The 21,947-nt window shown below is 34.1% G+C and carries 22 protein-coding genes; 11 read left to right on the top strand and 11 right to left on the bottom strand.

Annotated elements, in window-relative coordinates; all coding sequences use genetic code 11:
* Window position 1: 1 nt before the first annotated feature.
* Entirely contained in the window at window positions 2–667 is a 666-nt protein-coding gene (locus tag CHB80_RS20130; protein WP_089373318.1) for an ABC transporter ATP-binding protein, read from the bottom strand.
* Between the two features lie 59 nt (window positions 668–726).
* Window positions 727–3,165 (bottom strand): DUF5916 domain-containing protein, encoded by a 2,439-nt coding sequence (locus tag CHB80_RS20125; protein ID WP_089373317.1) that lies wholly within the window; start codon window positions 3,163–3,165, stop codon window positions 727–729.
* A 249-nt stretch (window positions 3,166–3,414) separates the two neighbouring features.
* Here CHB80_RS20125 and folE point away from each other — a divergent pair, with 249 nt between their 5' ends.
* Together folE and CHB80_RS20115 are read left to right on the top strand one after the other, a co-directional pair.
* Complete coding sequence (gene folE / locus CHB80_RS20120) at window positions 3,415–4,011, top strand: GTP cyclohydrolase I FolE (RefSeq protein WP_089373316.1); 597 nt, start codon at window positions 3,415–3,417, stop codon at window positions 4,009–4,011.
* A gap of 74 nt (window positions 4,012–4,085) precedes the next feature.
* On the top strand, window positions 4,086–4,397 hold the full coding sequence (locus CHB80_RS20115; protein WP_089373315.1) for a hypothetical protein: 312 nt from the start codon (window positions 4,086–4,088) through the stop codon (window positions 4,395–4,397).
* Here CHB80_RS20115 and CHB80_RS20110 read toward each other — a convergent pair.
* Window positions 4,390–4,713: a YbaB/EbfC family nucleoid-associated protein gene (locus CHB80_RS20110; RefSeq protein WP_089373314.1), complete on the bottom strand. Its 324-nt coding sequence runs from the start codon at window positions 4,711–4,713 to the stop codon at window positions 4,390–4,392. The genes CHB80_RS20115 and CHB80_RS20110 overlap by 8 nt on opposite strands.
* 67 nt (window positions 4,714–4,780) lie before the next feature.
* Between CHB80_RS20110 and CHB80_RS20105 the strand changes: the two genes are divergently transcribed.
* The 3 genes from CHB80_RS20105 (at window position 4,781) to CHB80_RS20095 (ending at window position 9,440) form a co-directional block, all read left to right on the top strand.
* The gene (locus tag CHB80_RS20105; RefSeq protein ID WP_089373313.1) at window positions 4,781–6,916 is read left to right on the top strand and encodes a S9 family peptidase; all 2,136 of its coding nucleotides are present in this window, start codon (window positions 4,781–4,783) and stop codon (window positions 6,914–6,916) included.
* Between the two features lie 79 nt (window positions 6,917–6,995).
* Window positions 6,996–8,036: a PLP-dependent cysteine synthase family protein gene (locus CHB80_RS20100; protein ID WP_089373312.1), complete on the top strand. Its 1,041-nt coding sequence runs from the start codon at window positions 6,996–6,998 to the stop codon at window positions 8,034–8,036.
* 144 nt (window positions 8,037–8,180) lie between these two features.
* Window positions 8,181–9,440, top strand: coding sequence for an aminotransferase class I/II-fold pyridoxal phosphate-dependent enzyme (locus CHB80_RS20095; RefSeq protein WP_089373311.1), 1,260 nt, complete (start codon window positions 8,181–8,183; stop codon window positions 9,438–9,440).
* 156 nt (window positions 9,441–9,596) lie between these two features.
* Here the strand turns inward: CHB80_RS20095 and CHB80_RS20090 are convergent, their stop codons facing one another.
* Window positions 9,597–10,007 carry a DUF4293 domain-containing protein gene (locus CHB80_RS20090; protein ID WP_089373310.1) on the bottom strand — a complete coding sequence of 137 codons (411 nt, stop codon included), beginning with the start codon at window positions 10,005–10,007 and terminating at the stop codon, window positions 9,597–9,599.
* 199 nt (window positions 10,008–10,206) lie between these two features.
* On the opposite strand from CHB80_RS20090, the gene rho reads away from it, so the two are divergent.
* Together rho and CHB80_RS20080 are read left to right on the top strand one after the other, a co-directional pair.
* Window positions 10,207–11,964 (top strand): transcription termination factor Rho, encoded by a 1,758-nt coding sequence (gene rho, locus CHB80_RS20085; protein ID WP_089373309.1) that lies wholly within the window; start codon window positions 10,207–10,209, stop codon window positions 11,962–11,964.
* Window positions 11,965–12,092: 128 nt separating this feature from the next.
* Complete coding sequence (locus tag CHB80_RS20080; RefSeq protein ID WP_089373308.1) at window positions 12,093–12,791, top strand: SIMPL domain-containing protein; 699 nt, start codon at window positions 12,093–12,095, stop codon at window positions 12,789–12,791.
* On the opposite strand, the gene trmD is transcribed toward CHB80_RS20080, so the two are convergent.
* From trmD to CHB80_RS20050, 6 genes are all read right to left on the bottom strand, one after another.
* Entirely contained in the window at window positions 12,788–13,468 is a 681-nt protein-coding gene (trmD, locus tag CHB80_RS20075; protein ID WP_089373307.1) for a tRNA (guanosine(37)-N1)-methyltransferase TrmD, read from the bottom strand. The two genes, CHB80_RS20080 and trmD, sit on opposite strands and share 4 nt — an antisense overlap.
* A gap of 58 nt (window positions 13,469–13,526) precedes the next feature.
* Window positions 13,527–13,973, bottom strand: a complete 447-nt coding sequence (locus CHB80_RS20070) for a GNAT family N-acetyltransferase (protein WP_089373306.1) — start codon at window positions 13,971–13,973, stop codon at window positions 13,527–13,529.
* 53 nt (window positions 13,974–14,026) lie between these two features.
* Complete coding sequence (locus tag CHB80_RS20065) at window positions 14,027–14,644, bottom strand: hypothetical protein (RefSeq protein ID WP_089373305.1); 618 nt, start codon at window positions 14,642–14,644, stop codon at window positions 14,027–14,029.
* Between the two features lie 204 nt (window positions 14,645–14,848).
* On the bottom strand, window positions 14,849–16,294 hold the full coding sequence (locus tag CHB80_RS20060) for a glyceraldehyde-3-phosphate dehydrogenase (RefSeq protein ID WP_089373304.1): 1,446 nt from the start codon (window positions 16,292–16,294) through the stop codon (window positions 14,849–14,851).
* Window positions 16,295–16,445: 151 nt separating this feature from the next.
* Window positions 16,446–16,664 (bottom strand): hypothetical protein, encoded by a 219-nt coding sequence (locus CHB80_RS24775; protein WP_089373303.1) that lies wholly within the window; start codon window positions 16,662–16,664, stop codon window positions 16,446–16,448.
* A 51-nt stretch (window positions 16,665–16,715) separates the two neighbouring features.
* Complete coding sequence (locus CHB80_RS20050) at window positions 16,716–18,131, bottom strand: trypsin-like peptidase domain-containing protein (protein ID WP_089373479.1); 1,416 nt, start codon at window positions 18,129–18,131, stop codon at window positions 16,716–16,718.
* 132 nt (window positions 18,132–18,263) lie between these two features.
* Here CHB80_RS20050 and dapF point away from each other — a divergent pair, with 132 nt between their 5' ends.
* From dapF to CHB80_RS20030, 4 genes are all read left to right on the top strand, one after another.
* Window positions 18,264–19,046: a diaminopimelate epimerase gene (gene dapF, locus CHB80_RS20045; protein WP_089373302.1), complete on the top strand. Its 783-nt coding sequence runs from the start codon at window positions 18,264–18,266 to the stop codon at window positions 19,044–19,046.
* On the top strand, window positions 19,040–19,585 hold the full coding sequence (locus tag CHB80_RS20040; RefSeq protein ID WP_089373301.1) for a GNAT family N-acetyltransferase: 546 nt from the start codon (window positions 19,040–19,042) through the stop codon (window positions 19,583–19,585). The genes dapF and CHB80_RS20040 overlap by 7 nt, the downstream gene beginning before the upstream one ends.
* Window positions 19,585–20,628, top strand: coding sequence for an endolytic transglycosylase MltG (gene mltG / locus CHB80_RS20035; RefSeq protein WP_089373300.1), 1,044 nt, complete (start codon window positions 19,585–19,587; stop codon window positions 20,626–20,628). Before CHB80_RS20040 ends, mltG begins: the two co-directional genes overlap by 1 nt.
* Before the next feature lie 364 nt (window positions 20,629–20,992).
* Window positions 20,993–21,664, top strand: coding sequence for a peptidoglycan-binding protein LysM (locus CHB80_RS20030; protein WP_089373299.1), 672 nt, complete (start codon window positions 20,993–20,995; stop codon window positions 21,662–21,664).
* 97 nt (window positions 21,665–21,761) lie between these two features.
* Here CHB80_RS20030 and CHB80_RS20025 read toward each other — a convergent pair.
* Window positions 21,762–21,947, bottom strand: a 186-nt coding sequence (locus CHB80_RS20025; RefSeq protein ID WP_143337069.1) for a T9SS type B sorting domain-containing protein, incomplete at its 5' end; no start/stop codon positions are given.

Here is a 21,947-nt window from a genome sequence, read left to right as displayed (position 1 = left end):
ATTATTGGGTTACAAAAGAGCCATCTACCATGGTTAATTTACGATCTGCCATATCTGCAAGCTCTTCATTATGGGTTACAATGATGAGTGTTTGTCCAAATTCGTCTCGGAGTTTGAAAAATAGCTCATGGAGATTTTCAGCACTTTCTGTGTCGAGGTTTCCAGAAGGTTCATCGGCAAGAATAAGGGATGGTTTATTCATGAGTGCTCTAGCCACAGCAACACGTTGTTGCTCACCTCCCGAGAGTTCGTTAGGTTTATGGTTATATCGATGTGATAAGCCTAAGAAATCTAATAGTTCTTTAGCTCTTTTTTCTGCTTCTTCTTTTGAGGTTTTTGCTATATAGGCAGGAATACATACATTTTCTAAGGCAGTAAATTCAGGTAGCAATTGATGAAATTGAAATATAAAACCAATGTGTTTATTTCTAAACTGACTGAGTTCTTTTGGCGAAAGCGTATGTAATGATTGATTATTTATTCCTAGAAATGTATTTTGAGATGTGTCTGGTCTATCTAAGGTTCCTAATATTTGAAGTAATGTAGTCTTACCAGCACCGCTAGGCCCCACAATAGAAACGACTTCTCCTTTTTTTATGTTTAGTGATACATCTTTTAGTACTTGAAGATCACCGTATGATTTTGAAATATGTTTTGCTGTTACCATCCCATCTATTTACGAAGTGAAAGTACTACAATATATGACATCAAGCAATGAGAAAAAGACTAAGATGTCTTTTTAAAGATGGTTTTAATATTGTTGTAATCTATAAAGTAAGTTACGCGTAGTGATACTGTGTGTTGTACGGGTTGATCAAAAAGATTGCCAAGACTTTCTGTATAGCTTAATTGAGATTGCTCATCGCTATTGAAAATTTGATTTCTGTATAGCAAAGTGGCTTCACTTCCAGGGGCAAATCTCCATCTGAAGCTCAAATCCATATTCCAAATGTTGAAATTGGTATTTGGATCTCTTCGTACTGTTGTGTCGTAATCGTCTATTTCTGTTCTTGTACCATCTTCATTAAGAATATAATATACATTACTACTATGATCTGCAACACTCCAAAAATTACGTAATCGTAAATCAATGGCTTTAAATGGGTCAAAGTTATAACTAGCTGTAATGGTGTTTTCAAATGAAGTTACATCTCTAAGACCTAAAAACACCTCAGTATCTGTATTATCTACCCAACCAAAATTCTTTTTACGGGTACTATAATCTGTAGAAAGAATTAAAAGGAATTTATCTGAAAAACGATACCTTGGAGAAAAGTTGATATTGTAATTTACTTGATCTTGGTTGCCAAACCATACACGTGTATTAGCACGTAAATCAAAAGCAAACTTCTTTCTAAAATCGGTTGAGATAAAACCACCTCCGCCTAAATTGGGTTCAAAAATGACAAACCTTCCTTCAACTCTTGGTTCAAAATAATCATTATTACGTGTATTGTAATCTGTATTTGCTCCAAACGCAAAACGCTTTTGTGTGAAGAAGAATGAATTTAATCTAAAGTTATTTCTGGTTTCAACACTTGGATCATATAATCGTTGATGCCTTGCAGTGAAGTTGATGCGATATCCATTAAATTTTCCTTTAGGTTGAATTAATTCATATGAACCACCAACAACAAAGTTGTTAAAGTTATTTCTGAAATTAAGCCCTAAATCATTAATATCTAGTGTGGTGTTTGCAAAATCATGACCAAAACGATAACGCCATTTTCCTTTAATTTTAAAGAAATCAAACTCTGATTGAAAACCAGTACTTAACCCCTCTGGTGTACGTACATTACTAAAAATAGCACGACCAGATGCTCTAAAATTATTGCCTTTGTCGGCTACATCAAATACAGCACCTGTTACATTTGCATCTCTAAAACGGCTTCCGCTTCTAATCACACTTGTGTTGATAAGAGATACAGATGAGTTTTGATTGAATTGTTGATCTAGTACAAATACATTATAGTTTGTGAGAGGTTCTATTCGTTCTTCTCTAGATATGCCAGTAACAGTATCACGTATAGTAGCAAACGTATTTTCTCCTATAGAATTTAAAAAACCTACCCCAAGTCCTTTTCTAGTACGACCAGATATCTTTACAGAATTGATAAGTTTTACATTATTGGGTTGATCTATGATTTCTTCATTTTCTGCAAGATCTCCCACGCTACCAGTAGGGCTACCACCTATACGTCTTGAGAAGAAAATCCGTCCTTTTTGGAAAAGATCAATTCCTTCAGTAAAGAATGGCCTATTCTCACTAAAGGTTTGCTCAAAAGGTCCTAAGTTTAATCGTACTGCATCAAAAGCCACTTGGCCAAAATCTGGAATTAATTGTGCATCTAGTGTAAAACTATCACTCAATCCATATTTAATATCTAATCCTCCTGCAAAATCTGTTTCACTCTCACCGTCAAATGTTACCGTTTGCGCTTGCGCGAAAGGGAAAAAAGTCAGCCGAACTGGAGGATCAATATTTTCTACGCCATTAACAATACCGTTATATTGTGTATCTCTACCTACGCCTCGTTCAATACGACTCCATGTGTGAGTTTCATTTCTACGTAAAAGTCTGCGGTAAAAGTTAACACTCCATTTTTGGACATCCACTTCTGGAAAGCGTAAAGCGTTATATGGAATTCGATACTCTGCATACCACCCTTTATCATCACGAGATACTCTACATTGAAAAACAACATTAAAACCAAAATCACGATCATTTTGAGTAACACGTTGATCACCTATTGTACCTGCGCTGGTCACATAAAAACGTGTTTCATTAATACCATCATCATAAGTATTAAGTGCTACTACAAAATTATCTGCTTGTGCAAAAACTTCATCTCTTTGTGAAAATTGACTAGGAATTGAATCTGGCGCCGAATCATACATATATGCAGCTATATAAACAGCTTTATCATCATAGGCCATTTTAACCTCAGTTCGGAAAGCATCTTCTATCTCTCCTTCATTACCAGGTTCAAACATATTAAAATCACCATATGTTGTAAGTTCATTCCATACAGCATCGTCTAATATTCCATCTATTTTTGGTGGGGTATTTATTCTAGTAGCCGTTAACTCTTTCTTTTGAGCGAGTATAGACTGAGATACTAAAATTGTAAAAACAAATAAAAAAACAGATACCCCTTTAAACATATGCACTTTTGTTGAAGTTGCAAATCTAAAGGTGTCTATAGGTTCATAATACTAATTAAAAGTTAAAAAGAGAAGGAGCTTAGTTAACAAAAAAAGTATATTTGTAAAATACTGTTTTTGTGAAATTTTTATCTATTTTAGTTAAACAAAAAAACAGTTTTGTTTATCTTTTCTTACTTAATGCATCGTTTTTATGTAGGTAGACTTAAACAAAAAAGAATAAAAAATAATTGCTGAATAAAGAAAGTTATGCCTTACAAGAAATTTGAAGAATATAATATAGAAGTTACAGAGAGCATTAAGAAAAATTTTGAATCTATTATAGATGATTTAGGAGAGGATACGGCTAGAGAAGGAATTGTAAAAACGCCAGAAAGAGCCGCAAAAGCTATGCAATTCCTTACATCAGGATATGAAATGGATGCTGCCGAAATTTTAAAAGGAGCGATGTTTAAAGAAGATTATGATGATATGGTCATTGTAAAGGATATAGAATTATATTCTCTCTGTGAGCATCATATATTACCGTTTTTTGGAAAAGCACATATCGCTTATATACCCAATGGTCATATTGTAGGTTTGAGTAAACTCCCTCGTATTGTAGATGTGTTTTCAAGACGATTACAAGTTCAAGAGCGATTAACTCATGATATTTTAGAATGTATTAATGATACATTGAAGCCTAAAGGTGTTGCGGTGGTTATAGAAGCATCACATATGTGTATGATGATGCGTGGTGTTCAAAAACAAAATTCAACAACAACAACATCGGGTTTTAGAGGGCAGTTTGAAAAAATTGAAACCCGTACCGAATTCCTTAAATTAATAAGCTCTGATTTGTCATAAGTATAGTCAGAACTACTTATAATTGTACTTGGCATGCCAATTGCTTATACAAAATTGTTATATTTAGTACAATTATGAGTAAATACAAATTATTAATTATCGGTCTTATTATAGATGGGTTAGGAATTTTAACATCTAGTTGGATCTTGCCACTTGTTGGAGATTTTGCAGATATTGTTTGGGCACCACTTAGTGCTTGGATCATGACCAAAATGTATAAAGGCAATAGTGGTAAAATAGCAGGTGCTGTTACCTTTATCGAAGAATTACTCCCGGGAATAGATATTATTCCTTCTTTTACACTAATGTGGATATATACTTATGTTATTGCAAAGAAGGAAGTAAATACTACAGAAAAGGATAGTGATATTATAGATATTACTTAAATAAATCCATACCTGGTATATTTGGCATTCCTTCTTTAGCGACAGCTGCCATTTCTGTATCATGCACATTTTGTGCTTTTTCTAGTGCTTTATTGAGTGTTAAAATAAGATAATCTTCTAGTTGTTCTTTATCTTGTAAAAGATTTTCAGAAACTTCTATTTCTTTAATACGACCATTTGCAGTAGCCGTAACTTTAAGGAGACCATCATTAGATTGTTCATCTATAAGTACTGTTTTTAAACGTTCTTTGGTCGTTTCAGCTTTTGCTTTTGCTTCTTGTAATTTGCCCATAAGACCCATCATATCTCCAAACATATTTTTTTATTTTAAAATGATTGCTGCAAATTTATTAAATTGACAGTTCTGAATCTATGAATAAAGTATGAAAAAAATAGTACCCCTATTAATACTTACCCTTATTTTTGTAAGTAGTTGTAATAAAAAAAATACGAGGAATTTGGCAAAAAATAGCACTCCCCCAAAAGCAGAGAAAAAACCAGTAAATCTTGAAAAACATGGCGATATAAGAGTAGACGACTACTTCTGGATGAATGAACGAGATCATCCTGAAGTGATTGATTACTTAGAAAGAGAAAACGATTATTATAATAAACTTACTGAACACACAAGGGAATTTCAAACAGAATTGTTTGAAGAAATGAAAGGTCGTATTAAAGAAGATGATGCTTCTGTTCCTTTTAAAAGAAATGGATATTGGTACTATACTCGTTATGAAACGGGGAAGGGGTATCCGCTATATTGCAGAAAAAAAGATTCATTAGATAACAGCGAAATTATCCTTTTTGATAATAATGAAATGGCCGAAGGTCAGGCTTATTTTAATCAAGCTGGTTATTCAATTTCTGAAGATAATAAGATAGCAGCTTTTGGAGTAGACCTGGTAAGTAGACGTAAATATACCATTCAATTCAAAAACCTTGAGACAGGAGAGTTACTTAAGGAAAAGATAGAAAATACCACAGGTAGAGCTGTTTGGGCAAACGATAATAAAACAGTATACTATACACGAAAAGACGAAGAAACACTCCGTTCCAATCAAATATTTAAGCACATATTAGGTACTTCCCCTGAAGAAGATACACTGGTTTTTCAGGAGAACGATGAGACCTTCAATACGTTTGTTTATAAAACAAAATCAAGAAAATTTATTGTTATAGGTTCAAGTAGTACCCTTACTTCCGAATATCAATTTACGACAGCAGAAAATGGCGATAGTGATTTTACGATGCTGCAAAAGAGAGAACGCGGCTTAGAATATAGTGTGGCGCATTATGGAGAGGATTTTTATGTCCTTACCAATAAAGATAATGCCACTAATTTTAAGCTGATGAAAACCTCAGAAACAGCTACTGGAAAAGAAAATTGGACAGAAGTAATACCGCATAGAGATGATGTATTACTTGAAGATGTAGATATATTTAAAGATTTCTTAGTGGTAAGTGAGCGTACCAACGGACTTAACAAAATACGAATTACACGTTGGGATGGAACAGTAGATTATTACCTCCCTTTTGATAATGAAACTTATACAGCATATACAGGTACAAATGTAGATTTTGATACAGAAATACTTAGATATGGATATAATGCGCTAAATACACCTAGCTCTGTGATTGATTTTAACATGGTCACAAAAGAGAAAGAAGTAAAAAAGGAACAAGAAGTTTTAGGCGGAAAATTTAAGAAAGAAAATTACATCATGGAGCGTATCTGGGCAACTGCTAGAGATGGTGTTAAAGTTCCCGTATCGATCATATACCATAAAGACACAAAGAAAAATGGAAAAGCGCCCCTTCTGCAGTATGCATATGGTAGTTATGGTAGTACTATAGACCCTTCATTTTCAAGTATACGATTAAGCTTGCTTGATAGAGGGTTTATATATGCTATTGCACACGTAAGAGGAGGAGAGTACCTAGGAAGGCAGTGGTATGAAGATGGTAAATTGCTTAAAAAGAAAAACACATTTACAGATTTTATTGATGTATCTAAACATTTGATAGAAAATGAATATACTTCTGAAAAGCACTTATATGCATCAGGAGGATCTGCTGGAGGGCTATTAATGGGAAGTGTGATTAATATGGCACCAGAATTGTATAATGGAGTGATAGCAGCTGTACCCTTTGTAGATGTGGTTACGACAATGCTAGATGATTCTATTCCATTAACGACGGGTGAATATGACGAATGGGGAAATCCTAATGTAAAAGAGTATTATGAGTATATGAAGAGTTATAGCCCTTATGATAACGCTTTCGCGAAAGCGTACCCAAACATATTTGTAACTACAGGATATCATGATAGTCAAGTACAATATTGGGAACCAGCAAAGTGGGTTGCAAAACTAAGAGAACATAATACCAGTAAAAATAAAATTCTATTTTATTGTGATATGGATGCTGGTCACGGGGGTGCTTCAGGAAGATTTGAAGCCTTAAAAGAGATTGCAAAAGATTATGCTTTCTTACTAGATTTAGAAAATATCGATAAATAATTAAAAAAATATAGTACTTTTGTGCCGATTTGAGTATTGATTTTAACCAGAAATAAACTCAACATCTAACCTAATTTTTATGGCTGATCAACTTCACGTATATGATAATGTATTACAACTTATAGGTAATACACCACTTATCAAGCTGAATAGAATTACTAAAGATTTTGATGGAGACTTTTACGCAAAAGTAGAAGCCTTTAATCCAGGTCACTCTTCAAAAGATCGTATTGCACTTCATATTTTAGAAGAAGCAGAACGTAAAGGAGTATTAAAACCAGGAGATACTATTATAGAAACTACATCTGGTAATACAGGATTTAGTATTGCTATGGTAAGTATCATTAAAGGATATGAATGTATTTTGGCGGTAAGCTCAAAATCATCTCCAGATAAAATAGATGCTCTTAAAGCAATGGGTGCCAAGGTATATGTATGCCCAGCAAATGTAAGTGCTGATGATCCACGTTCTTATTATAGTGTAGCAAAAAGATTACACGAAGAAACAAAGGGATCTGTATATATAAACCAGTATTTTAATGAATCTAATATAGATGCTCATTTTAATACAACGGGTCCAGAAATCTGGAACCAAACCAATGGAGAAATCACACATTTGATTGCTTGTAGTGGAACGGGAGGAACTATTTCTGGAACAGCTCGTTTTTTAAAATCAAAAAATCCTAATATTAAAATTATTGGAGTAGACGCTTATGGGTCTGTGATTCAAAAATATCATGCAACACGTGAGTTTGATGCTAGCGAGATTTACCCATACCGAATAGAAGGATTAGGTAAAAACTTAATACCCACTGCTACAGATTTTGATGTAATAGACTCTTTTGTAAAAGTATCTGATGAGACTGCAGCACATTCTGCAAGAGAAATTGCACAAACAGAAGGTTTATTTGTAGGGTATACAAGTGGAGCTGCTATTCAAGGTTTGAAACAACTTGAAGCAGAAGGAATCTTTGATAGCAATAGTAAAGTAGTAGTCATATTTCCAGATCATGGAAGTAGATATATGAGTAAAGTATTCAGTGATAAATGGATGCGTGCTCAAGGCTTCTTTGACAGTGAGCACAATGAAGAAGTACAAACTATAGAATATATAAAGTAATACTAGTAATACTTATTACATAATTAAAACTCCTACTTAATAAACGTAGGAGTTTTTTATATTTAGAGACTAGTTGATTATGATTTTCAATTAGGTCAACATATATTATTTATGTAGTTTTGCATTTCGTTTGAAAATTTGAATATGAAGGACTTATTTGATAAGATTTATAAGGATAAAGGGCCATTAGGAAAGTGGGCATCAGTAGCAGAAGGTTACTTTGTTTTTCCTAAACTAGAAGGACCTATTTCTAACCGTATGGGATTTCAAGGAAAAGAGGTGATTACTTGGAGTGTTAATGATTATTTAGGATTAGCTAACCGTCCAGAAGTACGTGAAGTTGATGCACAAGCGGCAGCAGATTATGGAAGTGCTTACCCAATGGGAGCACGTATGATGAGTGGTCACACACACCTACACGAACAATTACAAGATGAACTAGCAGCTTTTGTAAGTAAAGATGCAGCGTATTTATTAAATTTTGGATACCAAGGGATTCTTTCTACAATTGATGCATTAGTAGGGAAGGATGATATTATTGTATATGATGTAGATACACATGCGTGTATTATAGATGGTGTTCGTTTGCATATGGGTAAAAGATTTACCTATAAGCATAACGATATGGATAGTATCGAAAAGAATCTTGAGCGAGCTACCAAAATGGCTGAACAAACTGGAGGAGGGATTTTAGTAATCTCTGAAGGTGTGTTTGGAATGCGTGGGGAGCAAGGGAGACTTAAAGAAATTGTAGCACTTAAGAAAAAATATAACTTCCGCTTATTAGTAGATGATGCTCATGGGTTTGGAACACTAGGCGCTACAGGTGCTGGTGCAGGAGAAGAACAAGGAGTACAAGATGAAATTGATGTGTACTTTGCTACGTTTGCTAAGTCAATGGCAAGTACAGGTGCTTTTATTGCAGGAGATCAAGAAATTATAGATTACTTAAAATATAATTTAAGATCTCAAATGTTTGCAAAATCATTACAGATGCAATTAGTAGTAGGAGCTCTTAAGCGTTTAGATATGTTGCGTACGATGCCAGAGCTTCGCGAAAAGCTATGGGAAAACGTAAATGCATTACAAGGAGGATTAAAAGAGAGAGGATTTGATATAGGTACAACACAAAGTTGTGTTACTCCTGTATATCTTAAAGGGAGTATACCAGAAGCAATGGCTCTTGTAAAAGACTTACGTGAAAATCACGGGGTTTTCTGTTCTATTGTTGTATATCCTGTAATCCCGAAAGGATTGATTCTTTTACGTATGATTCCAACTGCTTCACATACACTTACTGATGTAGAAGAGACATTAGTAGCATTTGAAGCGATTAGAACCCGTTTAGAAAATGGAACATATAAGAGACTATCTGCTGGAGTAGAAGCAGCATTAGGAGCTTAAAAACGTATAATATATAGTGAAAAGCCGATTCTAGATTATAGAATCGGCTTTTTTATGCAATAGAAGCATATGATGATCACTTTTTAATTCTTAAAATAGAAAAACCCTTCATTATACATGAAGGGTTTTACGCACTAATAACTAAGATTTATAGGTCTATCGCAATCGATCTACAGATTTTACGAGATCTTCATCACGCTTAATGGCCTTATTGGCTAAGGCTAGTAAAACGATAGAAATAAGCGGGATGATCATCCCAATACCCTTCTCAAGAACCGCCGTTCCTCCGGATATGATTTGTGATCGGTATACCAATACACCTAATAAAACAAAGTTTAATATGATCGTTAGTCGTCCTAAAACGAACTGATTTTGTCTTTTTTTGTATAAAAATATAATAATAAATGACAGTACAGCTATCAATGTAAACAAACCTATAATGACAGGATCATCTTTTGCCCATACAGCATTTCCTTCAGAATCAGCATAAAGGCTAAAAACAAATGGTAAGGCTATTGAAACAATGCCAGCTAAAGCTAAATATATAGATTGTATACGTTGTATCACTGCTTAAAAATAAATTTCAGATGCAAAAATAAGTTTCTTTTATGAGTTATTTGGAAAAGTTTAAAAATAAAATTGTATCATTGTAATGTAATAACGTAATAAGCTCTCCGCTTGTTATTTTCTTGCTAGTTTATTTATCGATTTCTTCTTTCGATATATTTTCAAAATCACACAATTATTAATTCACTCTAGTTACTAGATGTTTGACATTTCAGAATTAAAAGCAAAAAAACTTCCTGAGTTACAGGAAATCGCAAAAGGTATTAAGGTTCCTAAGTTTAGGACGTTAAAAAAATTAGATTTAGTCTATAAAATTTTAGACGTGCAAGCTGCAGAACCAGAAAAGGTGGCTAATACAGCAGTTGTAAAACCATCTCAACCTGAGCCTTCAAAGAAGGCAGCTGCAGAAAACAAAGGCCCAAATACTAAAAAGCCTCAAGCGCAACAAAAGCAAACGCCAGCGGCTACTCAATCACAGGATAAGCCTAAACGCGAAAAGCCCCAAAGACCTAGAAGTCAAAATCCAAAAAACAATAAGTCGGAAGAGGCAAAGCCCGTAGCTCATGATTCAAAAGCTCCTAAAAAGGAGGAACCTAAAGCGAAGGCACCAACTCAGAATAACGATAAAAGCAAAGAGAAGAATTCAGATACTGGTTCTAATGATCAGAAATCTAGAGATCATCAGCGCGATAATCGTCATAATAACAATAATAAGCGTCAACATCGTGATAATAATCGCGATAACAATAATCGCAATAATAACCGTAACCAAAATAATAACCGAAACAACGGAAATGGGAATAAGGATAGCAGAAATCGCTACCGTGAACCAGATTTTGAATTTGAGGGTATTATAGAAAGTGAAGGTGTTCTGGATATTATGCAAGATGGTTATGGATTCTTACGATCATCAGATTATAACTACTTGGCATCTCCAGATGATATTTACGTATCACAATCTCAAATTCGTTTATTTGGATTAAAAACAGGAGATACGGTACTTGGTGTTATACGTCCTCCTAAAGAAGGAGAGAAGTATTTTCCATTGATTAAAGTATCGAGAATTAATGGATTAAGTCCAAATATTGTTAGAGATCGCGTTTCTTTCGAACACTTAACACCATTATTCCCTACTGAAAAATTCAATTTGGCAGCAAGACAGTCTAGCATTTCTACGAGAGTGATGGATATGTTTGCTCCTATTGGAAAAGGACAGCGTGGTATGATTGTATCACAACCTAAGACTGGTAAAACAATGTTGCTTAAGGATGTGGCAAATGCTATTGCAGCAAATCATCCTGAAGTGTATCAAATGATCCTTCTTATAGATGAACGTCCTGAAGAAGTTACAGACATGCAACGTAATGTAAAAGGAGAAGTAGTAGCTTCTACTTTTGATAAAGAAGCACATGAGCACGTAAAAGTGGCAAATATTGTTCTAGAAAAAGCAAAACGCCTTGTAGAATGTGGCCATGATGTTGTGATTCTATTAGATTCTATCACACGTTTAGCACGTGCATACAATACCGTGCAGCCTGCTTCTGGAAAGATACTTTCTGGAGGGGTAGATGCCAATGCATTGCATAAACCTAAGCGTTTCTTTGGAGCTGCTCGTAATATAGAAAATGGAGGCTCTCTAAGTATTATTGCAACAGCACTTACAGAAACTGGTTCTAAAATGGATGAGGTGATCTTTGAAGAATTCAAAGGAACGGGTAACATGGAATTACAATTAGATAGAAATATTTCTAACAGACGTATATTCCCAGCTATTGATCTTACATCATCTAGTACACGCCGTGATGACTTATTACATTCTAAAGATACAAGTCAGCGTTTATGGGTGCTTCGTAAGTATCTAGCCGATATGAACCCAGTAGAAGCAATGGAGTTTATGAGTGATCGTATCAAGAGTACTCGTAATAATGAAGAGTTTTTGATCTCTATGAATCAATAATTCAATACACATATAAAATATAAATCCTCTCAGCAATGAGAGGATTTTTTATGTTTACGCTTTCGCGAAAGCGTATATAAACTTAAAATTTGTAGATTTAAGGAATAACAATCATACAAAGTATTATTATGAAATACGCAGCTATTTTTTTTCTGATTTTTATCACTCATAACATCTATGGGCAACAATTTGAATTTAGTGATATGAGACATATTGATGTTCGTGGTACTGCTACGATGGAAGTTGTACCTAATATCATAAAAATAAATGTCACTTTAGAGGAAAGGTATGTAGGCAAGCAAAAATTAGATATTGCGATTTTAGATACCAAATTTAAAGCAATCACTCAGGATTTAAATATTAACCCTGTAAACATTACTCTAGATGAATTTTCAAGTGATTATAGTACTTATAAGAAACGAAAAACGGATGTTTTTGCTACGAAGAACTACATAGTTAAGTTAGATGATATTGTGGTCGCGACTGCTTTGCTAAAGCAACTTAATGAAGCAGATATGGAGTCTTATTTGCTAAGCAAGTCACATACAGATATTATTAATTATAGAAAACAAGTAAAAGCTAGTGCAGTTAAAGCTACAAAAGAAAAAGCCAATTATCTTTTGGAAGCAATAGATGCAAAGCTAGGTAAGTTATTGCGCTTAAAAGAACTCATTAATGAAGATGCAGAATATAAGAGGTATAGAAATGCGATGAGAAGCTCTAATTCATATAAACCTTCGGCATCAACGATGAGTCAGATTTTGGGTGGTTTTGACCCTATTATAGTCTCTTATTCTATGGATGCAACCTTTGAGATTATAGATTAATCTTCATCTAGCAAATCTGGTCTACGCTCTTTGGTGCGTTGATAGGCTTGTTCTTCTCGCCATGCTTCTATTTTTGGAAAATTACCGCTAGTTAACAATTCAGGGACTTTCCAACCTTTGTAATCGGCTGGGCGGGTATAGATAGGAGGTGCTAATAAACCATCTTGAAAGCTATCGGTAAGTGCGGAGGTTTCGTTTCCTAAAACGCCTGGAATTAGTCGGATTACTGCGTCACAAAAAATTAAAGCACCTAACTCTCCACCACTTAATACATAATCACCAATAGAAATTTCTTTGGTAACAAAATGGTCACGTACTCGTTGATCTACTCCTTTATAATGCCCACATAAGATGATGATGTTTTTCTTTAGTGACATAGTATTTGCCATTCCTTGATTAAGTGTCTCTCCATCTGGTGTCATATAAATGACTTCATCATACTCACGTTCTGATTTTAATTTTGAAATACATTTATCTATAGGTTCTATCATCATGACCATACCTGCACCACCACCAAATTGATAGTCATCTATTTGCTTATAATTATCAGTTACATAATCTCTAAGGTTATGAAAATGTACTTCTACCAGACCTTTGGCAATAGAACGTTGCATAATAGAGGCCTCAAATGGGCTTTTTAATAAATCAGGTACAACGGTGATGATATCTATACGCATGCGTACTATAAATTATGATTTTGAAGTCTAAGACTATTGGAGTCTTTTGTATGACTTATTAATTTGTGGGCCAAAAGTAATGTAAATCTGGGTCTTTTGTAAATCCTAAACGCTCATAAAGGTGTTGTGCTGGATTTGTAGTTTCTGTTTGTATTACAATTCCTTTTTGATGTTCTTTACGGCATAGGTTTTTTACTTCATTTATAAGTGCTTGTCCTATCCCTAAGTTTCTGTAGTCGGAATGTATATATAAATCATTGAGTATATACATACGTTCCATACTTACAGAAGAAAAGATGGGGTAGAGTTGAGTAAAACCTACAGCTATTTCTGAATCTGCTTTCGCGAAAGCGATATAAATAACACTGTCTTTATTTATGAGTCGTTCTTTAAGGAATGAGTGTGCCTTGTCATAGTCAGAAGATTGTCTATAAAAAACGCGGTACCCATCAAATAAAGGGACTAAAACTTCTAAATCTTGTAGAGTTGCTAATCGTATATACATAAAAAAAATCTGTACTCGAAAGTACAGATTTTATAGCTATTATTTTGATTTGTTTAGCTTTTTGATTGCTTTAGGAGTTTATTACGTTCATCTTGTAATTGTCTACCTAGTTTCTGTTCTTTTTCTAGAGCTTTTCTTTTGTAATCATCAAAATCAAGTTCTAATTCATCTAATTTTCTTTTGGCTTGGCGCGTTAATGTATTGCTATTCTTAAATCGAAAGATAAATAGAAGGAGTCCTAAAAATAAGATTCCAATGATGCTCCACATCATTGTTTGGTAGCTTCCTTTACTCATTTGCGAACCGAGAAAGCTCATGCTATCTTTTTCTAGATTTGTATCTTCTAGTGTTTTTTGAGTGCTAGAAAGGTTTGTGTTTAATCCAGTAATTTCAGAAGCTTGATCTTCTATGCGCTTATTGAGGTTTGTTATTTTAGTTTTTAACGTAGTAACACTATCGCTAAGTTGTTTTCTGTAACGTTCTAATTTTGGACGTTCGATTACTTTGTATCGTTTAGGGCCATTATTATAATTACCGCTAGATTTAATTACTTGATCGTATTGTTCTATAACGGTTTTTGGAGCTACATCTTCAGTTTGTGGTTCTTGAGCGTTTGCATATAAGAGCACACCAAAACATAAGATAAGTAGGGAGAGTGTTCTTTTTGTCATGGGTTTTAGGGTGTTTAGTCGGTTATATTATTTTGATGGACTAGTTCATAGGTCTGTTCGGTGACAAAAATACTAGAAATAATCAACTTAAATACGTTTGAAAATAAGACTTGGTTCTTTTGATGTAAAATAAAAGCTCACTTTTTACAAAAGTGAGCTTTTAAATTTAGAATTTTCATATTCTTTTGAATACGTAATAAACTACTAATAATATGTAAATCGTCTTACTTTAGAGATGTATTTTGCGAGTCTGATTACTTGATGGCTATATCCATACTCATTATCATACCAAACATAAAGGATAACGTTTTTTCCACCTTCTCTTACGATAGTTGCATTACTATCATAAATACTTGGCGCTGATGATCCAACAATGTCACTAGATACGAGTTCGTTATCTATTGAGTATTTTATTTGCTCTACTAGGTCTCCTTCAAGAGCATACTTTCTTAAAGTAGTATTAAGATCTTCTATGCTAGTTTCTTTGTCAAGCTCTAAGTTTAATATAGCTAATGATCCGTTGGGCACAGGTACACGTATAGCATTTGAGGTTAATTTTCCTTCAAATGTTGGTAATGCTTTACTAACTGCTTTTCCTGCTCCAGTTTCTGTAATAACCATATTAAGTGCTGCAGCTCTTCCTCTACGGTATTTACTATGCATATTATCTACCAAGTTTTGATCGTTGGTATATGCATGTATCGTTTCTAAATGTCCATATTTTACTCCAAAAGAATCATCCATTGCTTTAAGAACAGGTGTGATTGCATTTGTAGTACAAGAAGCTGCAGAGAAAATAGATGTTTCATCTGGATTGTGTTCTAGGTGATTTACACCATGTACTATATTAGGAACTCCTTTTCCAGGAGCTGTAAGCAATACTTTTGCAACTCCTTTTCCAGCTAGGTGTCTACTTAATGCTTCATGATCTCTAAAAGCTCCTGTATTATCTATAACAAGTGCATCATTGATTCCGTACGTAGTATAGTCTATATCTTCAGGTGCATTGGCACTAATGATATGTACCGTAGTTCCATTAATGATTAATGCTTTTTTATCGATATCTACTGCAATTGTACCTGCAAAATCTCCATGTACAGAATCACTCTTAAGTAATGAAGCTCTTTTCTCTAAAACAGTAGCATCTATTTTACCTCGAGTTACAATAGCTCTTAATCGCATTTGGGCTCCTTTACCAGTGCGTGTCATAAGCTCTCTCGCTAATAAGCGCCCGATACGACCAAAACCATAAAGTACAACATCTTTTGGAGTGATGTTATTACTCGTTTTAGCTGGTTTTAATTTTTTAGCAACAAATGAAGTTGCGCTAATATGATCTTCCTCAAGGTGATATTCATAGGTAAGTTTTCCTATATCTAATTTTGCTGGAGGAAGTTCTAGTGTTTTAATGGCTTCAGCTATCTCAACACTGTCAAAAATAGAGATAGGTTTTTCTACAAAAGCACCTGCGTACTCGTGTAAATCTAAAATCTCACTGACATTTCTGTCAATGAGTTGATTTCTAAAAAGTACTAGCTCTATAGATTTATCATACCATAGGTCGCTTGCAATTTTAATAAAGGCAACCGCCGCTTTACGACGATCTGCTTGAAAAGAAAGTTCTGTTTCGTAAGTATCTAGATGACTCATGCTACTATTTTTGTTTTTGAGTGTTGTTTTTATTTAGGACACCCTTCTTAAATTTTCGGCAAAAGTATAGATTTCAAACGTTTTCGTAGCAAAAAAAAAGAAAAAAAACATCTTCTTTTTGAGAAGATGTTTTTTAGGTAAGTTTATTTTATTAAGTAGTCTGGTGAAAAGGAGAGCCAGATGTGTAACAAGTTGTACTCCAACCTAATGATTGCCAAGCTGATTGCCATGATGCGGTTAAGTCTTCATCCATTTCTACTGGTACACTTGCACTCCCCGGTTTTGATCTAACACAAGTCATGCTTCCTGCATTAATTAGTTTTAATGTTTCTTTACTAATTTCAAATTTTCTCATTTTTTTTAAAATCATAATTTTAATCTTTATGGTTTATAATTATAAAAGTATATGGGAGTGTTTAGTTTAATTTTCAAAAATATATCGATTTCTTTCTCCATCTCTATCTACAAATACAATACTTATAGTTTCATTATTCCTTTTTCTACTTATTATGCTTTTTGCATCTTCTATATTTGAAACTTTTTCGTCGTCAATTTCAGAGATAATAAGTCCAACAATATTTCCATAACGTCTCATTTCTGGTGACGCATCAGAAATTATAACTCCATGCTTGACTTTATATTTTTTCAAATCTTTAGGTGAAGCATTTTTGACTTGTATTCCTAACCTTTCGATATCATAGGTTATAGATTTTACTAATGTCACAGGAACAGTTATTTCTTTATTTTCCCTTAATAGGTACACTTGAACAACATCATCAGGGCGTTTTGAACTGATATACCCCGATAAATCTGAAAATTTATTAATCTTTATATCGTCTATACGTTTAATAATGTCTCCGCTTTGAATACCTGCTTTTTCAGCACCACTTTCAAACTCAACACCTCCTACATAAAATCCTTCTGTAGTTGCTATTTCTAAATCTTCTATATCTTGTGGGCGCAATGATTTTACAGAAGTACCTCGTACTCCTAAAATTCCTTTTTGTACAGATCCAAACTGCATGATATCTTCTACAATTTTACGAGCATTGTTTGATGGTACTGCAAATGCATACCCTACATAAGACCCAGTTTGTGATGTGATGGCCGTATTGATGCCTATAAGTTCTCCATACGTATTTACAAGTGCACCACCACTATTTCCAGGATTTATAGCAGCGTCAGTTTGTATAAATGATTGATAATTTGAATCCCTTTCGTCTAAGTCTCTAGCTTTTGCAGAGATAATACCTGCTGTAACAGTAGAAGTAAGATTAAAAGGATTTCCTACTGCGAGTACCCATTCACCTATTTTTGCTGCATCACTATCTCCAAATGGAATATATGGTAATTCATCTCCTTCGGCATCTATTTTAATAAGGGCAATATCTGCTTTTTCATCTGCTCCTATAAGTCTTGCTGTGTATTTACGATTATCATTTAATGCTACTTCTATTTCACTAGCTCCGGCGATAACATGATTATTTGTGATAATAAAGCCGTCTCCGGAAATAATAACCCCACTTCCAGCTCCTACAATGCCTTCTCGTTGTCCACCGCCACGAAGAAATTCCATCATATTTCGGGGTTGTCTATATTCTTGTTTGTTACTTACGTGCACAACACCATTTACAGTACGCTCTGCAGCATCTGTAAAATCAATTCCAGAATTAGCAGCTGCTGTATAAGTAGTTGGGGTATATACAGGAATGCTAGAAGGTTGATTTTGAGTGAATTTAGGTTGTGAGATTGGTTCTTCAATAAATAATTTGTAAGCGCCTAGGGTTATAACACCTGCTAGGACAGCAACAGAAAGTAAACTTGCTATTTTTTTCATGGTCATTTTCATTAGGTGATTATATAATGTTAAATTTAAAATTTTAGTATACACGGAATTCATATTTAACTGCCTTTTAACAGCGCAGGCAATATGCTAATTCCGTATTTTTGTCGTTCATCTAAGTAAAGCATGACGATACCATTTAAAAAATATCAAGGAACCGGCAATGATTTTGTTATTATAGACAATAGACATTTATTTTTCCCCAAAGATGATACCAAACTTATTTCTAAGCTTTGTGATCGAAAATTTGGCATAGGTGCAGATGGTTTGATACTATTAGAAAATCATGATCTTGTAGATTTTACAATGGTATATTATAATGCAGATGGTAAACAAAGCAGTATGTGTGGTAATGGGGGGCGTTGTATTGTCGCTTTCGCGAAAGCGTTAGAAATTATACAATCTTCTACAACATTTATGGCTATAGATGGTTTGCATGAAGCGTCTATTGCTAATGATGGTATTGTACATTTAAAAATGCAAGATGTAACGGGTATAAAAGCTACACCATCTTATAGTTTTTTAGATACAGGGTCTCCACATCATATTCAGTTTGCTGAAAATTTGTCAGAACTTGATGTAAAGAAAGAAGGAGCCTGTATACGATACAGTGATACGTATGGAAGTGCCGGAAGTAATATTAATTTTGTATCCCAAAAAGAGCCAAATGTGTTTGCTGTACGCACATATGAACGTGGAGTAGAGGATGAAACCCTAAGTTGTGGAACAGGAGTTACAGCAGTAGCACTAGCCATGCATCATCAAGGCAAAACAAACGAAAAACGTGTGCGTCTTGATGTAGAAGGAGGTGAGCTTGAGGTGAGTTTTGAAAAGGATGGAGATGGGTATGCAAATATTTTCCTGATAGGTCCGGCAACGTATGTTTTTGAAGGTGAAATTACATGGTAACACTTAAAGGAAATACTATTTTTTTAAGAGCTTTAGAGCCAGAAGATCTGCAGTCAATACATCGTATAGAGAATGATGAACGACTCTGGTCTGTAAGTGAGACAGTAGTTCCTTTTTCTGTGTATAGTATTAAAGAATATATAGCTAATGCTCATAAAGATATTTATGAAGTAAAACAGTTGCGCCTGGCAATCTGTAATACAGTTTCAAAAGAGCTTATAGGTCTTATTGATCTTTTTGATTATGATCCTCACAATGCAAGAGCTGGTGTAGGGATCTTAATTGAAGCTAAAGAAAATAGGGGTAAAGGGTATGGAAAAGAGGCGTTGGATTTAATCCTTAATTATGTGAGATCGCATTTGAAATTACACCAATTATATGCCAATATTCTTGAAGATAATATAGCGAGTATTCAGTTGTTCACAAACGCTGGTTTTGTGAAAATAGGCGTCAAAAAAGATTGGAGGCGAGTGAATGGGGAAGGAGTACGCTTTCGCGAAAGCTATAAAAATGAAGTTTTATTTCAACATCTATTATAATGTATATTAAACGAATTTTATTCATTGTCGCACTTATTGGAATTCTGGTATGCGGTATTTTTGCTTACAATGTTTATGGAGCCTTTTTTTCTTCAAATACAGCTTTTGAAAATGAAGAAGCCTATCTTTTTGTAGCTTCTGACGCTACTTTTGAGCAAGTAGCAGAAGATATTGCTCCTTTATTGAAGGATGTAGAATCATTTGTTAAAGTAGCAGAACGTAAAAAATATACAACGAATATTAAATCAGGACATTTTGCTATTAAAAAAGGGATGAGTAATAACGATATAATTAATACCATCCGCAGTCAAAATAAGCCTGTTAAGATAGCATTTAATAATCAAGAGCGTATAGAGAATCTTGCTGGGCGAATCGCTACACAGATAGATGCGGATAGTCTTTCTTTACTTATGGCTATGAAGGAACCTAATTTTTTAAAAGCAAATGGGTTTACAGAAGAGACAGCCTTGACTATGTATATTCCTAATAGTTATGAGTTGTATTGGAATATTTCGGCAAAGGGATTTAGAGATCGTATGCTTAAAGAACATAAGCGTTTTTGGAATGAATCTCGTAAAGCAAAGGCAAAGCTACTAAAATTGACACCTGAGCAAGTATATGCATTAGCTTCTATAGTTCATAAAGAGACTGCAAAAGTAGATGAAAGACCGCGTGTTGCAGGAGTCTATCTTAATAGAATAAAGAGAGGAATAAAACTTGATGCAGATCCAACAATTATATATGCTTTAAAGAAAAAAGCAAATGATTGGGATGTAGTTATAAAAAGAGTGCTCTATAAAGACTTGGAAATAGATTCTCCATATAATACCTATAGAAATGTAGGAGTTCCTCCTGGCCCTATTTTTATGCCAGATATTTCAGCTATAGATGCTGTTCTTAATGCAGAAAAACATAGCTACTATTATTTTGTTGCAGACATTGAACGATTCGGATATCATAAGTTTGCAAAAACACTTTCACAACACAATGCCAACAGCGCAGCCTATAAACGCTGGATAAACAATCAGGGGATAAGAAGATAAAAGCATCTAAAAACTGTTAATAACCCTGTTCTTAACTTTTAAGGTGATTACGTTTCTTGAGAGTACTTAAATAGTAATTTTGAGTATCAATATGATTGCAATTTAGTGTTGCACTTGACGTTTTTAAATGGGGGCAAAGATGTCATTTATGATTTTTTGAGTAATTTTCTTAAAAGAATCTTAACGCTAAATCGACGAAAAGCATTGAAAATAAAGGGTTTTGTTAAATAAACAGTTATTTCATCTCCTTTGTCGATTTTTGTTTGGTAGATTCATTTATTGTTGTATTTTTGCCGGCCGAAATAGACAGCACTATATAAGGTTTTAAAAGTTAAAAAAATCTTAGCAGTCGAAAAGCGATTATATGGTAAGAAGCCTGGTAAAAATTACTGTCCTTCCATTTATGATAGGACTTTTATCACTAGGAAATATTTCAGAAAAGGAACGGGAACTCACTAAAACGGAAGACTTTTCTCAATATTCAACAAAAGGTTTAGACCTTTATTATACAGTGCCTTTACCTGAAGAGACACTTCAGGATGTTAACCCTTCCTATTTTCCACTTGCATTTACTGGTGGAATGTACATAGGGTTTAAAGAAGCCTTAGCTTTTAAAGAGTCTCAAGGAAATTACTTTAGCATTAATACTTTTGGGTATATGGGGAAGTATCAATTCGGGGCATCTACTTTAGATTTAATTGGTATTAAAAATACTCAGAACTTTATAAAAAATCCTGTTCTACAAGAACAAGCTTTCTTGTTAAACACCTCTCGTAATAAATGGGTGTTGAGACGTGATATTAAACGTTATTCAGGAAAATGGGTAGGAGGTGTTAAAATTACAGAATCTGGCATTTTAGCAGCAGCACATCTTGCTGGACCAGGAAGCGTGAAGCGTTTTTTACGCTCAGGGGGAGAGATAGGATTTAGTGATGGTTTTGGAACTTCTATACAAAGTTATTTGAAAAAATTCTCAGGTTTTGATGTGTCTTTTGTTCAGGCAATTAAAAGACCAAGACTGGAAGATTTATTGTAATACAGATTTTGATTAGTTAATTATTGAAAAAAACTCCTAGTGTATAACTAGGAGTTTTTTATGTTTATTATAATATGTTTAGTTGTAGATTTTCCTTTTACCTTTTCAGTGTAAAGTGTCCTACAAACTCTCTTTGAGTTCCAAGTCCATCTGGTTCTGTATAGTTCACTCTAAACCAGTAATCATCTGAAATCATTGGTTGACCATTAAAAGTACCATCCCATCCTTCACTGGTTGGACTGATCTGTTTTAATAACTTCCCAAATCTATCAAAGATGTAAAT

The sequence above is a fragment of the Dokdonia pacifica genome (assembly GCF_900188275.1).
Classification (GTDB): domain Bacteria; phylum Bacteroidota; class Bacteroidia; order Flavobacteriales; family Flavobacteriaceae; genus Dokdonia; species Dokdonia pacifica.
This window is presented reverse-complemented; position numbering and strand designations above follow the sequence as displayed.

Excerpts from the sequence above, each read along its gene's own strand:
- CHB80_RS20130 (WP_089373318.1), bottom strand. The coding sequence starts at position 667 with ATGGTAACAGCAAAACATATTTCAAAATCATACGGTGATCTTCAAGTA.
- CHB80_RS20125 (WP_089373317.1), bottom strand. The coding sequence starts at position 3,165 with ATGTTTAAAGGGGTATCTGTTTTTTTATTTGTTTTTACAATTTTAGTA.
- folE (WP_089373316.1), top strand. The coding sequence starts at position 3,415 with ATGCCTTACAAGAAATTTGAAGAATATAATATAGAAGTTACAGAGAGC.
- CHB80_RS20115 (WP_089373315.1), top strand. The coding sequence starts at position 4,086 with ATGAGTAAATACAAATTATTAATTATCGGTCTTATTATAGATGGGTTA.
- CHB80_RS20110 (WP_089373314.1), bottom strand. The coding sequence starts at position 4,713 with ATGTTTGGAGATATGATGGGTCTTATGGGCAAATTACAAGAAGCAAAA.
- CHB80_RS20105 (WP_089373313.1), top strand. The coding sequence starts at position 4,781 with ATGAAAAAAATAGTACCCCTATTAATACTTACCCTTATTTTTGTAAGT.
- CHB80_RS20100 (WP_089373312.1), top strand. The coding sequence starts at position 6,996 with ATGGCTGATCAACTTCACGTATATGATAATGTATTACAACTTATAGGT.
- CHB80_RS20095 (WP_089373311.1), top strand. The coding sequence starts at position 8,181 with ATGAAGGACTTATTTGATAAGATTTATAAGGATAAAGGGCCATTAGGA.
- rho (WP_089373309.1), top strand. The coding sequence starts at position 10,207 with ATGTTTGACATTTCAGAATTAAAAGCAAAAAAACTTCCTGAGTTACAG.
- CHB80_RS20080 (WP_089373308.1), top strand. The coding sequence starts at position 12,093 with ATGAAATACGCAGCTATTTTTTTTCTGATTTTTATCACTCATAACATC.
- trmD (WP_089373307.1), bottom strand. The coding sequence starts at position 13,468 with ATGCGTATAGATATCATCACCGTTGTACCTGATTTATTAAAAAGCCCA.
- CHB80_RS20070 (WP_089373306.1), bottom strand. The coding sequence starts at position 13,973 with ATGTATATACGATTAGCAACTCTACAAGATTTAGAAGTTTTAGTCCCT.
- CHB80_RS20065 (WP_089373305.1), bottom strand. The coding sequence starts at position 14,644 with ATGACAAAAAGAACACTCTCCCTACTTATCTTATGTTTTGGTGTGCTC.
- CHB80_RS20060 (WP_089373304.1), bottom strand. The coding sequence starts at position 16,294 with ATGAGTCATCTAGATACTTACGAAACAGAACTTTCTTTTCAAGCAGAT.
- CHB80_RS24775 (WP_089373303.1), bottom strand. The coding sequence starts at position 16,664 with ATGATTTTAAAAAAAATGAGAAAATTTGAAATTAGTAAAGAAACATTA.
- CHB80_RS20050 (WP_089373479.1), bottom strand. The coding sequence starts at position 18,131 with ATGAAAAAAATAGCAAGTTTACTTTCTGTTGCTGTCCTAGCAGGTGTT.
- dapF (WP_089373302.1), top strand. The coding sequence starts at position 18,264 with ATGACGATACCATTTAAAAAATATCAAGGAACCGGCAATGATTTTGTT.
- CHB80_RS20040 (WP_089373301.1), top strand. The coding sequence starts at position 19,040 with ATGGTAACACTTAAAGGAAATACTATTTTTTTAAGAGCTTTAGAGCCA.
- mltG (WP_089373300.1), top strand. The coding sequence starts at position 19,585 with ATGTATATTAAACGAATTTTATTCATTGTCGCACTTATTGGAATTCTG.
- CHB80_RS20030 (WP_089373299.1), top strand. The coding sequence starts at position 20,993 with ATGGTAAGAAGCCTGGTAAAAATTACTGTCCTTCCATTTATGATAGGA.